General features: G+C 64.3%; 14 protein-coding genes and 1 pseudogene. 9 read left to right on the top strand and 6 right to left on the bottom strand.

The window, feature by feature from the left end:
- The first annotated feature begins 1 nt into the window (after position 1).
- On the top strand, positions 2–436 hold the full coding sequence (locus ACIPIJ_RS14080; protein WP_401077411.1) for a pseudoazurin: 435 nt from the start codon (positions 2–4) through the stop codon (positions 434–436).
- A complete protein-coding gene (locus ACIPIJ_RS14085; protein WP_401077412.1) occupies positions 433–1770 on the top strand; it encodes an OprD family porin in 1338 nt (445 codons plus the stop codon). The genes ACIPIJ_RS14080 and ACIPIJ_RS14085 overlap by 4 nt, the downstream gene beginning before the upstream one ends.
- 153 nt (positions 1771–1923) lie before the next feature.
- Here ACIPIJ_RS14085 and ACIPIJ_RS14090 read toward each other — a convergent pair whose 3' ends face one another.
- Positions 1924–2226: a hypothetical protein gene (locus ACIPIJ_RS14090; RefSeq protein ID WP_401077414.1), complete on the bottom strand. Its 303-nt coding sequence runs from the start codon at positions 2224–2226 to the stop codon at positions 1924–1926.
- Between the two features lie 105 nt (positions 2227–2331).
- Positions 2332–2832, bottom strand: coding sequence for a GNAT family N-acetyltransferase (locus ACIPIJ_RS14095; RefSeq protein WP_401077416.1), 501 nt, complete (start codon positions 2830–2832; stop codon positions 2332–2334).
- A gap of 141 nt (positions 2833–2973) precedes the next feature.
- Here ACIPIJ_RS14095 and ACIPIJ_RS14100 point away from each other — a divergent pair, with 141 nt between their 5' ends.
- From ACIPIJ_RS14100 to ACIPIJ_RS14125, 6 genes and pseudogenes are all read left to right on the top strand, one after another.
- Positions 2974–3453 carry a hypothetical protein gene (locus ACIPIJ_RS14100; RefSeq protein ID WP_401077417.1) on the top strand — a complete coding sequence of 160 codons (480 nt, stop codon included), beginning with the start codon at positions 2974–2976 and terminating at the stop codon, positions 3451–3453.
- A gap of 87 nt (positions 3454–3540) precedes the next feature.
- A pseudogene (locus ACIPIJ_RS14105) lies at positions 3541–5124 on the top strand (diguanylate cyclase domain-containing protein).
- A 105-nt stretch (positions 5125–5229) separates the two neighbouring features.
- The gene (locus ACIPIJ_RS14110; protein ID WP_401077419.1) at positions 5230–6006 is read left to right on the top strand and encodes a ParA family protein; all 777 of its coding nucleotides are present in this window, start codon (positions 5230–5232) and stop codon (positions 6004–6006) included.
- Positions 6007–6083: 77 nt separating this feature from the next.
- Positions 6084–6494: a DUF2946 family protein gene (locus ACIPIJ_RS14115; RefSeq protein WP_401077421.1), complete on the top strand. Its 411-nt coding sequence runs from the start codon at positions 6084–6086 to the stop codon at positions 6492–6494.
- Positions 6495–6554: 60 nt separating this feature from the next.
- Entirely contained in the window at positions 6555–8705 is a 2151-nt protein-coding gene (locus ACIPIJ_RS14120; RefSeq protein WP_401077422.1) for a TonB-dependent receptor, read from the top strand.
- Positions 8706–8881: 176 nt separating this feature from the next.
- Positions 8882–9640, top strand: a complete 759-nt coding sequence (locus ACIPIJ_RS14125; protein WP_401077424.1) for a hypothetical protein — start codon at positions 8882–8884, stop codon at positions 9638–9640.
- Between the two features lie 2 nt (positions 9641–9642).
- Here ACIPIJ_RS14125 and ACIPIJ_RS14130 read toward each other — a convergent pair whose 3' ends face one another.
- Genes ACIPIJ_RS14130 through ACIPIJ_RS14145 form a run of 4 tightly spaced genes read right to left on the bottom strand, consistent with a single transcriptional unit; the run spans position 9643 to position 12484 of the window.
- A complete protein-coding gene (locus tag ACIPIJ_RS14130) occupies positions 9643–10377 on the bottom strand; it encodes an amino acid ABC transporter ATP-binding protein (RefSeq protein WP_401077426.1) in 735 nt (244 codons plus the stop codon).
- Positions 10364–11011: an amino acid ABC transporter permease gene (locus tag ACIPIJ_RS14135; protein ID WP_401077428.1), complete on the bottom strand. Its 648-nt coding sequence runs from the start codon at positions 11009–11011 to the stop codon at positions 10364–10366. Before ACIPIJ_RS14135 ends, ACIPIJ_RS14130 begins: the two co-directional genes overlap by 14 nt.
- Positions 11012–11677: an amino acid ABC transporter permease gene (locus tag ACIPIJ_RS14140; RefSeq protein WP_401077430.1), complete on the bottom strand. Its 666-nt coding sequence runs from the start codon at positions 11675–11677 to the stop codon at positions 11012–11014.
- A 21-nt stretch (positions 11678–11698) separates the two neighbouring features.
- Positions 11699–12484 (bottom strand): transporter substrate-binding domain-containing protein, encoded by a 786-nt coding sequence (locus tag ACIPIJ_RS14145; protein ID WP_401077432.1) that lies wholly within the window; start codon positions 12482–12484, stop codon positions 11699–11701.
- A 276-nt stretch (positions 12485–12760) separates the two neighbouring features.
- Here ACIPIJ_RS14145 and ACIPIJ_RS14150 point away from each other — a divergent pair, with 276 nt between their 5' ends.
- Positions 12761–13444, top strand: a complete 684-nt coding sequence (locus tag ACIPIJ_RS14150) for a FadR/GntR family transcriptional regulator (RefSeq protein ID WP_401077433.1) — start codon at positions 12761–12763, stop codon at positions 13442–13444.
- The last annotated feature ends 7 nt before the right edge of the window (positions 13445–13451 follow it).

The following is a 13451-nucleotide window of genomic DNA, read 5'->3' on the forward strand; positions in this document are numbered from 1 at the left end:
CATGCTGTTGCGCCCCACCGCCCTGCTGCTCGCCAGCGCCCTGCTGCCCTTTGCCGCGCTGGCTGAAGTGCATGAAGTGAAGATGCTCAACCGCGGGCCGGCGGGCGCCATGGTCTATGAGCCAGACCACCTGCGCATCGCACCGGGCGACACCGTGCGCTTTCTGCCAACCCAGAGCGGCCACAATGCCGCCAGCCTGCCAGGCTTGCTGCCCGCTGGCGCCGAGGCGTTCAAGAGCAAATTGAACCAGCCGTTCGAGCAGACCTTCACCGTCCCTGGGCTGTACGGCATCCAGTGCATTCCGCACCTGGCGATGGGCATGGTGATGCTGATCCAGGTGGGCGATACAGCCCCGGTCGAATGGCCAGCGACCTTGCCAGCCCGGGCACAAGCGCGCTTCACGGCGCAACTGCAGCAGCTGGAGGCCGGGCAATGAACCGTTTGCTAATGGCCCTGCCGCTGCTGGGCCTCGCGCCCTTGGCGCTGGCTGAATCTGCACAGTCACAGAGCAATGGCTTCGTCGAGGACAGCAGTTGGAGCCTCCTCAACCGCACGGTGTACGACCAGCGTGACTACAAGCACGGCGGGCGCAACAGCGCTGGCCGCAATGCCTACAAACCCCGCAACGAACGCAACGGCCTGGCTGAGGAATGGGCCTACGGCTTGATGGGCACGTTCCAGTCCGGTTTTACCCAAGGCCTGATCGGGGTTGGCGTCGACGCCCACGCCTACCTTGGCGTGCAACTCGACAGCGGCGGCGGCCGGGTCGGTAAAGCGCGCTTGCTCGGCGTGGACAATGACGGCCACCCGAAGAACGAATACAGCCGAGGCGGCGCAGCGTTGAAGCTGCGCATGTCCAACACCGTGCTCTCTTATGGTGAGCAGCGAGTGAAGACACCCGTGTTCAGCTCTTCCGACAGCCGCTTGCTGCCTGAAACCGCGACCGGGTTCTTCCTCACCAGCAACGAAATCGACACGCTGAAGCTGGTCGCGGGGCACTTCAACGAAAGCACCGACCGTAACGCCTCAAGCCACAACCAGGGCTTCGTGGTCAATTACTCCAACGGCCGACAAGGCAACAGCTTCGACCTCGCCGGCCTGGTGTGGAACCCCAGCGCCGCCTTCAGCGGCAGCCTGTACACCTCCCGCTACGAAGACAACTGGAACCAGCACTACCTCGGCAGCACCGTCACCCACGCCCTGGACGACCGCCGCAGCCTGAGCCTGGACCTCAACCTGTACCGCACCACCGACACCGGCAAGGCCCTGTCCGGGCGCATCGACAACACCACCTGGAGCCTGGTCTCGCGCTACAGCCAAGGCCCGCACAGCGTTAGCCTCGGCTGGCAGCAGGTGGATGGCAACACGCCGTTCGACTACGTGACCCGCGGCGCGATCTTCATTGCCAACGCCGTGCAGATGTCCGACTTCAACGCCCCGAACGAAAAATCATGGCAGGCGCGCTATGACCTGAACATGGGCGCGTATGGCGTACCGGGGTTGAACCTGACGGCGCTGTATGTGCGCGGGTTCGATATCGATGGCACACATGTGGACCCCACTGGCGGGTATGCGTACCTGGGTTATGGCAAGGGCGGCAAACACTGGGAACGGGACCTTGAGGCGCGGTATGTGGTGCAGAGTGGCAAGGCCAAGGGCACGGCGTTTTCGCTGAGGCACAACGTGCACCGCGGGGATACGGCGCAGGCGGAGCTGGATGGGAATCAGATTCGGTTGGCGGTGGAATGGCCGTTGACGGGCGGATTCTGACAGCCAATCAGGCACCTTACCCCTGCAGGCACAGTGCTGTTTGCCAGGCCAACGCTGCTCCTGTGGGAGCGGTTTACCCGCGAAGAAGGCACCGCGGTGCAGGGCCAGGGCCATGCCCTGGTTCGCAGGTAAACCTGCCCCCACAGGCCCCTGCTAAGCGACTTGCCAATCGTGCTTTTCCTGCTCGGACATCGCAGCCACCACATCAGCAAAGGTGTCGTTGAACTCCGAACTGACATTGCCGTGCACCTGGTAATTGGTCAGCAAGTACCGTTTCACCGTGTTCGGCCAGCGACCCTCCTTGTGCGCCGCATTGATGATGCCCTTGGCATCCTGGTAATTGGCCCTCGGCCATAGCTCGGCAAGCCGCCGTTCGAAGTCACCGAAGTTCCAGCTATCGGTGCGCCGCTCGAACTCATCGAGCAGGTCAAGTTTATACAGTGCCAAGTGCGCCATGAGCATGCCTTCTTCGTCATCGTCAGAAACCCGAAGGTAAGCAAATGGCCGGGGGTTGAAAATGAACCCGTTGTCGCTGCGCGCCGCTGAAAAGTAGGAAAAGTCCTAGACGGCCTGCCACTGCTCCATGTGCGTGGTCCGCCACACCGGGTCGTCTTCCACATCGATCACGGCGAAGCCCTGGCGCTCCCAGAAGCGGATCGCCCCTGGCAGAAACGGATGAGTGTGCAGGTACAGGCATTCGACGCCGGCGTCGATGGCCCGCTCGCGCAAGGCCGAGAACAGCGCAGCGGCCAGGCCGTGGCGGCGGTATTCAGGGAGCACGAACAGGCGCACGATTTCGACGACGTGTTTGCCGTGATAATCGAGTTGGCGAAAGCGATGATCGTACGGCAGGTAACCGATGCCAGCGACCAACCGACCTTGGTCACGGGCTTCGAGAAAGTGGCCGTCGCCGTCCAGGTAAGTGGCTTCGAAATGGGCCAGGTCTTTGGGCAACGGCGAATGGGCCAGCAGTGGGAAAAGCGCGCGTCGGGCGCTGTCGACGAAAGTGACGAGTTCGGCCACGGCTTCACGGCGGGGCGGTTGGATGATCCAGTTCGGCATGGGGCTGCAGGCTTTGGCTTGGGCAACGGGCCGACCACCCTACCGCACATTGCCGTGCAATGCAGCGCCGCGAATGGCTCGTCGACAGCGGGCCGACCTCGCTATAATCCCCCACCTGAAACGCGCGCCCAAGGCCACCCCATGCCCCGCATTCCCACGTTGCTGCTGCCCCTGCTGTTCATCGCCGCCCTCACCGCCTGCGACCAGAAGCCCACCCGCGAGGAACAGATCCTGGCCAACCTGCCGTTGCAGGAGGCCTACGAGCACAACATCGAGCGCATGGCGTCGCTCCTCACCCGCACCCACCCGCAACTGGCCGAGGACACCATCCGCGGCGTGCTGCGCAAGCACCTCACGGTGGAGGACCAGCGCCAGGACCTGTTCAAGCTCTACAGCGAGAAGAACTTCAGCGACACCGAGTTCGCCACCATCGTCGCAGTCACCCGCGACCCGGCCAAGGCCAAGGCGATGGAAGAGACCGAAGACGGTCAGCGCCTGAGCGCAAAGCTCACCCGGCTGATGCGTGAAACAGCGCGCGATGAAAAGGCACAGGCACTGGCCAAGCAGCGCCTGCAACAGGTGGAAGACGAGCTGAATGCGCTTGAAAACGCCGGTTCCTGACGCTTTGCGACAACCCGCCATGCCGCCCGTAGCCGCTCAAGCCTATAACGAGTAAGGTTATTTCCTTTTGCGCCAGTGAGGTCAGGATTGCCACACGCCAAGCATGGACTGCGCCTGGACCTGCGTACGCTGATCCTGATTCTCTGCGCCCTCACCGCCCTGGTGATGCTCTGCACCAGTTATTTCGCCAGCTACCGAGTGCAACGCCAGTTGCTGATCGACCACGCCCTGTAAGCCAACCGGGTGTACGCAGCGAAGCTGGCGGCGATCACCGAGACGTTCATCGGCAATGCCTTGCAGCAGCTGTCGTTCAGCGCTGGCGTGCAGGGCCGGCAACTGGGTAATACCCAGGCGTTGCAGGCTGAAACCGACCGCCTGTTGCAGCAGAGCATGGCATTCAACTCCACGTTCGTCGTCGACGCTCAAGGGGTGGTGCGGGCGGTGTCTCCCGCTGCGCTGCGCCACTACCTGGGCACCCAGGTGCAGACGCCCGGCTCCGTGGAGGCCCTGCACGAACGTCGGGCTCTGGTATCCATGCCCTACCTGTCGGCCGCCAACAACCTGGTGGTGGCGCTGTCGCAGCCGATCTTCGATGCCAGCGGCCGCTACCTGGGGTATGTGGGTGGCAGCCTGTACCTGCGCGAACGCAATTTCCTCAACAGCCTGCTGGGCGAGCACTATTACCAGGACGGCTCGTACCTCTACGTGGTCGACCGCAATCGGCGCCTGCTCTATCACCCTGACGCCGAGCGGGTGGGCACGGTGGTCGAAGGTAATCGGCTGATCGACCAGTTGGCCGACCTGCAAAGCGGCACACGGCAGGTGGTCAACAGCCAAGGTGTCGCCATGCTGGCAGGCTATGCGACGGTCCCCAGCACGGGCTGGGGCGTGGTGGCGCAGCAGCCACTGGCACAGACCACGGCCCCGCTGAACCAGCTGATCCTCAACGTGATCGGCCTTTCGACGCCGCTGGCGCTGCTTGGCAGCCTGGTGCTGTGGTGGTTGGCGCTGATCATCGCCCGGCCGCTCTGGCAACTGGCCGCCGGCGCCCGCTCGATGGACCGCGCCGGGACCGCCGAACGCCTGCACCGGGTGCGCGCCTGGTATTTCGAGGCGGCCGAGCTAAAACGGGCGTTGTTGTTCGGCCTGAACTTGCTGCAAGAGCGCATAGGCCGGCTCAACCACGATGCCCAGACCGACCCGCTGACCGGGCTGGGCAACCGCCGCAGCCTGGAGTTCAAGCGCTCGCTGCTGGAGGCTGAGGGGCAGGCATTTTCTGCCATCGTGCTGGATATCGACCACTTCAAGCGCATCAACGATGGGCACGGGCACGATGTCGGTGACCAGGTGCTGCAGCGCCTGGCCGGGCTGATGCGCGGGTGTTGCCGCGACGGTGACCTGCTGTGCCGCACCGGCGGCGAGGAATTTTTGATGCTGCTGCCGAACGCCGGCCTGAGCGTGGCGACCGCGGTGGCGCAACGGCTGCGGGTAACGGTACAGGACACGGCCATTGAACCGGTGGGCGCTGTGACGATTTCGCTGGGCGTGGCGTACTGGGAGGCAAAAGGCGATCGCGAACCTGCGGATGCGCTCAGCGCGGCGGACCGGGCGCTCTATCAGGCCAAGCAAGGCGGACGCAATCGCGTGTGCGTGGCAGGCGTTCAGAATTGATCGGTCAAAAAGCTGGTTGTAACAATCTTTGTCATAAAACTGTCGTCTTCCGGTCATAGGATTGACCCCAACCTGACATTTCCCTTCTTCATGGATGAGCGTCTCATGCGTCGTGTGGTTTTCAATCAGAAAGGTGGCGTCGGCAAATCGAGTATCGCGTGCAACCTGGCCGCCGCCAGTGCCGCCGAGGGCTATCGCACGCTGCTGGTTGACCTCGACCCGCAGGCCAACGCCACCTACTACCTCACCGGGCTGACTGACGACGCCATCCCCGCCGGCATCGCTGACTTCTTCCGCCAGACCTTGTCGCCCGTCACTGCAGCGGGCAAAAAACACCGCGTGGCGATCACCGAAACCCGCTACCGCAACCTGCACCTGGTCACCGCCAGCACCGACCTCAGCGACCTGCAAAGCAAACTGGAGAGCAAGTTCAAGATCAACAAGCTGCGCAAGCTGCTGGTGGAACTGGGCGAGGACTACGAGCGGATCTACATCGACACCCCACCTGCGCTCAACTTCTATACCTTCAGCGCGCTGGTGGCGGCCGAGCGCCTGCTGATCCCGTTCGACTGCGACAGCTTCTCGCGCCAGGCGCTGCACAGTGTCATGGCCGAAGTCGAAGAACTGCGCCAGGACCACAACCCGACGCTGCAGGTGGAGGGCGTGGTGGTCAACCAGTTCGCCGGCCGCACCGCGCTGCACCAGACCCTGGTCGATCAGTTGCGCGCCGAGGGCATGCCGGTGTTGCCGGTGTACCTCAGCAGCTCGATCAAGATGCGCGAGTCGCACCAGGCTTCGGTGCCGCTGGTGCACCTGGCGCCCCGGCACAAACTGGCCCTGGAGTTCGTCGACCTGCTGGATGTGCTGGAACGCGCCGCCTGACCTGCGACAACCTGCCGCGCCGCACGTTGACGAAGTGCCACTACCCGACCGTTCCCCCGGGTGATAGATTCGCCGCCATGAAAACCGCCCGGCACACTCGCTCGCTGACTGCCTGGACGCTCTATGCCAGCGTCTTGTTCAGCCTGTTGCTGTGCGGTGTGCACCATGGCCAGATGAGCGGCCTGCGCCTGGCGGGCCTTGAGGGTGGTTTTTGCTCGATCAACAGCGAGCACGGCGTGGCCATCGACCTGGATGGCGCCGGCGGCGACCAGCACATGGCCCAGCTCGACTGCCCGGTGTGTTCCTCTTTCGGCATGGCGCTGCCGCTGAGCAGCGCTGGTTGGTCGTTCACACCCGCTCAAGCCGGCGCCACCTCGCCCATCGTCGTGCGCAGCTGGGCGCAACCACCCCCGCGCTATCAACGCCCTGCCCTCAACCCCCGCGCCTCCCCCGCCGCCTCCCCCGCAGCTGCCGATCATCTCGCCTGACCCGGCGCGCCTGCCTGCGCGCGTGGTCAGCCATGACCTTTGCGTGGAAGACACAACAACATGCTTCGCAATACCTCCCTGGTGCTCCTGATGGGCACCTGCAGCTTCGCCTGGGCGGACGACACCGCCGTTGAACTCACAGCCACCACCATCGATGGCCAACGCGAGGCGCCTTCCGGCGTGCAGCTGGACGAGCCGATCCGCACCGGCTCGCGCCTTGGCCTGACTGCGCGGGAAACGCCCGCGTCGGTGAGCGTTTCCGACCGCCGCGTCATCGAAGAGCGCGGCGCCAAGGACAGCCAGGACGTGATCAACGCCATGACCGGTGTAAACGCTTCGGCCAACCCAGGCTTCGGCGGCTTCGTCAGCTACCGCGGCTTCACCCAGAACCAGGTGACCCAGCTGTACAACGGCATCAACCTTGGCTACAGCAGTGCCACCCGGCCGATCGATGCCTGGGTGCTGGACCGCGTCGAGCTGATCGGCGGGCCGTCTTCATTCCTTCACGGGGCGGGTTCGGTGGGGGGGTCGATCAACTACATCACCAAGCTCGCCAGCCGTGATCAACAGATCCTCGACGGGCGCATTCGCCATGGCAGTTTCGACGAGTCGGAAGTGGCCCTCGGCATCAACCAGGCACTGGCCAGCAACCCGGCCGATGCCCGTCACTTCATGCGCTTTGACTACAGCCACGGCCAGGGCAATGGCTACATCGACCGCAACGAACGGCGAACCGACAGCCTGGCATTTTCACTGCTCAGCGACCTGGCGCCCAACCTCACCCACACGCTGGCGCTGGAGTACCAGGAAGACAGCGAGGACAGCCCCTACTGGGGCTCGCCCATTCTGCCCGGGCGCAGCACAATGAAGATCGACAACAGCCGCCGCTTCGAGAACTACAACGTCGCCGACGGCCGCTACGAGCAGCGGGTGCGCTGGCTGCGTTCGATCCTCGACTATCAGGTCAGCGACACCACCAGCGTGCAGAACACGCTGTACCACTACAACGCACAGCGCGATTACCGCAACGTCGAGCGTTACAGCTACACCCGCGACGGCAACGTGCTGCGCGCCAGCCCCTACCTGCAGCGCCACGACCAGAATGTGCTGGGCGATCGTATCGAACTGCGCCACGACAACACGCTGTTCGGCCTGGCCAGCCAGTGGTCGCTGGGCCTGGACTACTCGCGCATGCGCCAGACGCTGTACCCGACCGCGGGCAGCTGGAGCGATGTGGTCGACCCCGAGCACTTCGACCCGGGCAGCTTTGACGACATACCGGTGGTGAACGCCGGGCTGACCAAGCAGCGCCGCCATGAGGTGACCAACCGCGCCGTGTTCGCCGAGAACCGCCTGCAGCTGACGGATCGCCTGGCCTTGCTGACGGCCTTGCGCTACGACTACCTGGACATGCAGGTGACCAACTACGGTGCCGTCACGCCCACCTCCCCGGCCTACTTCGAAAGACGCTGGGAGCCGCTGTCCGGGCGTATCGGCCTGACCTACGCGATGACGCCGTCGGCCAGCCTTTACGCGCAGTACAGCAGCTCCGCCGACCTGCCTGCCGGTTCGCTGGCGGCGGCCACCTACTCCAACGTGGGCCTGTTCGACCTGTCCAAGGGCGAGCAATGGGAAGTCGGTAGCAAGTTCGACTTCCTCGACGGCCGCGGCGCGGCGACGGTGGCGCTGTACCAGATCGTGCGCAAGGACTTTGCCGTGCGCGACTCGAGCAACCCCAACCTGACCGTGCAGGCCGGCCAGCAGACTTCGCGCGGCATCGAGGTGTCCGGGCGCCTGCAGGTCACCTCGAAACTGTTGGCCGAGGCCAACTATGCCTATGTCGATGCCGAGTACGACGCGTTCAACGAAGCGGCCAATGGCGTGTCGGTGTCGCGCAAGGGCAATGCGCCGGTCAACGTGCCGGCCAATGTCGCCAATCTGTGGCTGACCTACAGCTTTACCCCGGCGTGGTCGGCGGGGGTGGATGCCCGCTATGTCGGTTCGGTATATGCTGACAACGCCAACAGCCTGAAGGCACCGGCCTACACCTTGTTCGGCGCCTTCGCCCGCTACCGGCTGGACGCGCACACCACGGTCACCGGGCGGGTGCGCAACCTGACCGACGAGGTGTATGCCAAACAGGCGTACGGCCTTCAGTACTACATGGGCGCGCCGAGGACGTTCGAGGTGGCGGTGGATATGCGTTTCTGACCGTTTGACCCTGCTGGCCCCTTCGCGGGACAAGCTCGCGAAGGGGCCAGCACAGCAAAAACGAAATTTCCTATCGCATTAGCATCCAAATCCTAAACAACCATCGCTGATAATCTACGTCCTACATACCCGCCGGCACATGAAGCTCCGGCTAAAGTTTTAGCAAGGAAGTCAACGTGTTCAAATCGCTGCCCCCCATTGTCTTTGCCATAGCCGTCAACACCCTGGCCGGCTGCCAGTCAAGTCCGAGCCCCGAGGTTGATGAAAAGGCGCGGCGAACCTTCATCAGCGACATGCAACGCACCCTGACGCAAAGCATGGCGAGCGCCGATACGGACGAGCAGATTGGTGTGGTCATGCTTGAAGTCAAGCTCACCCGGCAATCCGTCCCGGTCCGCTGCAAGGCGGTGAAGCCGCCCGTCAAATACCAGATGGCATTACCCGCCGATGTCACTCCAACGGACTTCAAGGCCCTGGCCAGCCTCGTGGAAGCGCAGTGCTGGAAAACCATCTACCCGCGCGTGCCAGCGCAAACACTCGAAGCAGACGGAACCGTAGACGTGCATGCGCCCCTGTACATCGTGCTGCCACAGGCAGCACAAGCGCCCGACACGCTGCGGCGCAAGGCCTACGCTCAGCGTGACTTCTTCTGGCAGCACCTGCTGCGCGATCAGCCGGTGACCAGCATCGGCAAGGCGTTGCTGTACTACCAGGCCAACGCCCAAGGCAAGGTAGTGGGCTGCCTGGTTCAGTTGTACCCGCACCCGCTGCGCACCGATGCTTTCCGCCTCGACGGCAACCTGCAAGCACAGTTGAACAGTCGCTGCATGGCGCTCGACCTGAGCAAACTGCCCGGCTTCGAGGCTGATGCGCAGGGCCTGGCCACGGGCTATACGGAAATGGACTATGCGCCGTGGCGGGTCAACCGGCCCTGAACCTAGGCCGGTGCGACCGCACCAATGAAGTTGGCCAGCTCCGCCGTCCTAGGCGCGGCGAACACTTCGCGCGGGTGGCCCACCTCATGCACCTTGCCCTGGTGCATGAACACCAGCTTGTCGCCGACCTCGCGGGCAAAGCGCATTTCGTGGGTGACCATGATCAGGGTCATGCCTTCGCTGGCCAGCTGGCGCACCACGCCCAGCACTTCATTGACCAGCTCGGGGTCGAGCGCCGAGGTGATCTCGTCGCACAGCAGCACTTTCGGCGACATCGCCAGTGCCCGGGCGATCGCCACCCGCTGCTGCTGGCCACCGGAAAGGCGGTCGGGGTAGGCATCGAACTTCTCCGCCAGGCCCACCCGCGCCAGCATCTGCTCGGCGAGCTGTCGCGCGTCGGCCCTGCTGGCCTTCTTTACCACCTGCGGGGCGAGCATCACGTTTTCGCCCACGCTCAGGTGCGGGAACAGGTTGAACTGCTGGAACACCATGCCCACCTTCTGGCGCAGGGCGCGCAGGTCGGCGCGGCCCGCATCGAGGTACTCTCCGTCGACTTCGATCACCCCGTCGCTGATCGACTCCAGGCCGTTGAGCGCGCGCAGCAAGGTGCTCTTGCCCGAGCCGCTGCGGCCGATGATCGCCACCACCTCGCCCTCTTCGATGCTCAGGTCGACGCCCTTGAGCACGTGGTTGTCGCCATAGTATTTGTGCAGCGCGGACACTCTAAGCAGGGGCATGCAGCCTCCTTTCCAGGTAACGGGCGCTCAGCGAGAGCGGATAGCAAAGGATGAAATAACCCAGCGCGACCAGACCGTAGACCATGAACGGCTCGAAGGTGGCGTTGGCCAGCATGCCGCCGGTCTTGGTCAGCTCGGTAAAACCGATGATCGAGGTGACCGCCGTGCCCTTGACCACCTGCACGGAAAACCCCACGGTCGGCGCCACGGCGATGCGCAGCGCCTGCGGCAGGATTACATGGCGCAGCTGCTCCATGCGGCTCAGCGCCAGGCTGCCGGACGCCTCCCACTGGCCGCGCGGGATGGACTCGACGCAGCCGCGCCAGATCTCGGCAAGGAATGCGCTGGTGAACAGGGTCAAGGCAATGGCGGCGGCCATCCAGGCCGACACATCCAGGCCTAACAGGGCGATACCGAAGAACACCATGAACAGCTGCATGAGCAGCGGCGTGCCCTGGAACAGCTCGATATAGCCCCGCGCCAGGCCCCTCAGCAGAGGCCATTGGGCAATGCGCGCGACCAGCACCAGCAGGCCGGCCAGGCCTCCAAACAAGAACGCCACCAACGACAGCAGCAAGGTCCACTGCAGGCCGACCAGCAGGTTGCGCAGGATGTCCCAGAAGGTGAAGTCCATTCAGCGTTTCCCCATCAGCAGGCGTTGCCCCAACCACGCCAGCAGCTGGCGCAGCGCAATGGCCATCAGCAGGTACAGCACGGTGGTCAACAGGTAGGTTTCGAAAGCCCGGAAGTTGCGCGACTGGATGAAGTTGGCGGCAAACGACAACTCTTCGGTGGCGATCTGCGAACACACTGCCGAGCCGAGCATGACGATCACGATCTGGCTCGTCAGTGCCGGCCAGACCTTGGCCAGCGCCGGCTGCAGCACCACATGGCGGAACGCTTCGAAGCGGCTCATGGCCAATGCCGCAGCCGCCTCCAGCTGGCCCTTGGGGATGGCCTGGATGCCGGCACGGATGATCTCGGTGGAATAGGCGCCGAGGTTGACCACCATGGCCAATACCGCCGCCTGCCACTCGGTCAGGCGAATGCCCAAGGCAGGCAGGCCGAAGAAAATGAAGAACAGCTGGACGATGAACGGCGTGTTGCGGATCAGCTCCACGTACAGGCCGAACAGGGTGTCGAAGGGCCGCACGCGCCAGGCGCGCACACCGGCGCCGAGCACGCCAATGGCCACGCCCAGCAGCGTGCCTACCACCGTCAGCTGCAAGGTGAACCAGGCGCCCTTGAGCAGCAGGTCGCCCTGCGCCAGTACCGGGGCGAAGTCGAATTCATAGGCCATGATGGCAGGCTCCGGGACTGCTCAGAGGTCGGCTGGCAGCGGCTGCTTCAGCCACTTTTCGGCATTGCGGTTGAGGCTGCCGTCGGCCTTGGCGGCTTCCAGCGTGGTGTTGACCTTATCCAGCAGGGCCGGCTCGTTCTTGGCCAGGCCGACATAGACCGGTGAGTCCTTCAGCTTGACCTTGACCACCGGCACCTTGGCCGGGTTCTTCTCGGCGATGGCCGCCATCACCACACTGCCGCTGGCGATCAGTTCGACCTGGCCCGACAGGTAGGCGGCGATGGTCGAGTTGTTGTCTTCAAAACGTTTGATCACTGCGCCCTTGGGCGCAACGGCGCTCAGTTCCATGTCCTCGATCGAACCGCGGGTCACGCTGATGGTCTTGCCGGCCACCGCGTCGATGCCGGTGATGTCGGCTTCGGCCGGGCCGAACACGGCCAGGTAGAACGGCGCGTAAGGCCGGGAAAAATCGATCACTGCCGCGCGCTCGGGGTTCTTGCCCAGGCTGGAGATCACCAGGTCGACCTTGCCGGTGGTGAGGAACGGGATGCGGTTGGTGCTGTTGACCGGGGTCAGGGCCAGCTTCACGCCCAGCTTGTCGGCCAGCAGTTGCGCGGTGTCGATGTCCAGGCCACGGGGTTTGAGGTCGGGGCCGACCGAACCGAAGGGCGGGAAATCCTGGGGCACGGCCACCTTGAGCACGCCACGGGCGCTGATGTCGGCCAGCGCGTCAGCCTGCGCGGTGGGGAGCGCCAGGGCGCCACCGCAGAACAGGCTGGCCAGGAACAGGGTGCGGAAAGTCTTCATGGGATGGCCTCGCAGGTAACCAGGGAATTGAGTGCTGGCTGGCCAGTGCACGGGGCATGCCAGAGTGCGATAAAACCTGTTCGAAGGCGCAGGAGCCCCATGCCAAACGGTCTTACTGGTCTGAACAGTTGCCGAGTTTGCCGTTACCTCAACGCCGCCGCGCCCCGCTTTCGTGCAGCGCCAGCGCAGGCTGCGCCACGGCGGAGCAATGCTTGCCAGCGCGCCACAATGGCCGTAAAAAGCCAAGGTCATCGCCCTCCGACTGGTCTGAACAGCATGCTCGACACCCTCCCCCGCGCCGTCCCCGAACAGGCCTTGCACAGCATCCGCAAGCTGATTGACGAAGGCGGCTATCAGCCCGGCGACGCCTTGCCCTCGCAGCGCGACCTGGCCGAGCAGCTGGGGGTGAGCCGCGCCTCGCTGCGTGAAGCGCTGTCATCACTCAGCGCTTTGGGGTTGGTCAGCGTGCAGCCGGGCAAGGGTGTGTTCGTGCAAGCGCCGGCGCCTTCGGCGTTCGCCTGGCCCTATGCCGAGCAGGTGTCTGCCAGCGACACGTTCCAGCTGCGCTATGCACTGGAGGGCTTTGCCGCCGGGCAGGCAGCACTGGCGCTGACCGCCGACGACATCGACCGCCTGGAGGACAACGTCGAGGCGATGCGCCAGGAGCTGCGGGCGGGCCGTTTCGAAGCCGCTGCCCGGCTGGATTTCGCCTTTCACCAGCAGTTGCTGCAAGCCTGCGGCAACCACGCCATGCTGCAGGTGATCACCGCCAGCCAGGAGATTTTCCTGGAAAGCCAGAAGCTGCCCTTCATCCGCCCCGAGCGGGCCATGGAAACCTGGCTGGAGCATCGCAAGATCCTGCGCGCCCTCGCCCGCCGTTCGCAGGCGGCGGCGCAGAAGGCAATGCAGGAGCACATTCGCAATGCGGCATCGCGTACCGGGGTGGTGTTCTCGGTGTAGCGCCTGC

This window comes from Pseudomonas sp. NPDC087185 (genome assembly GCF_044744955.1).
Classification (GTDB): Bacteria; Pseudomonadota; Gammaproteobacteria; order Pseudomonadales; family Pseudomonadaceae; genus Aquipseudomonas.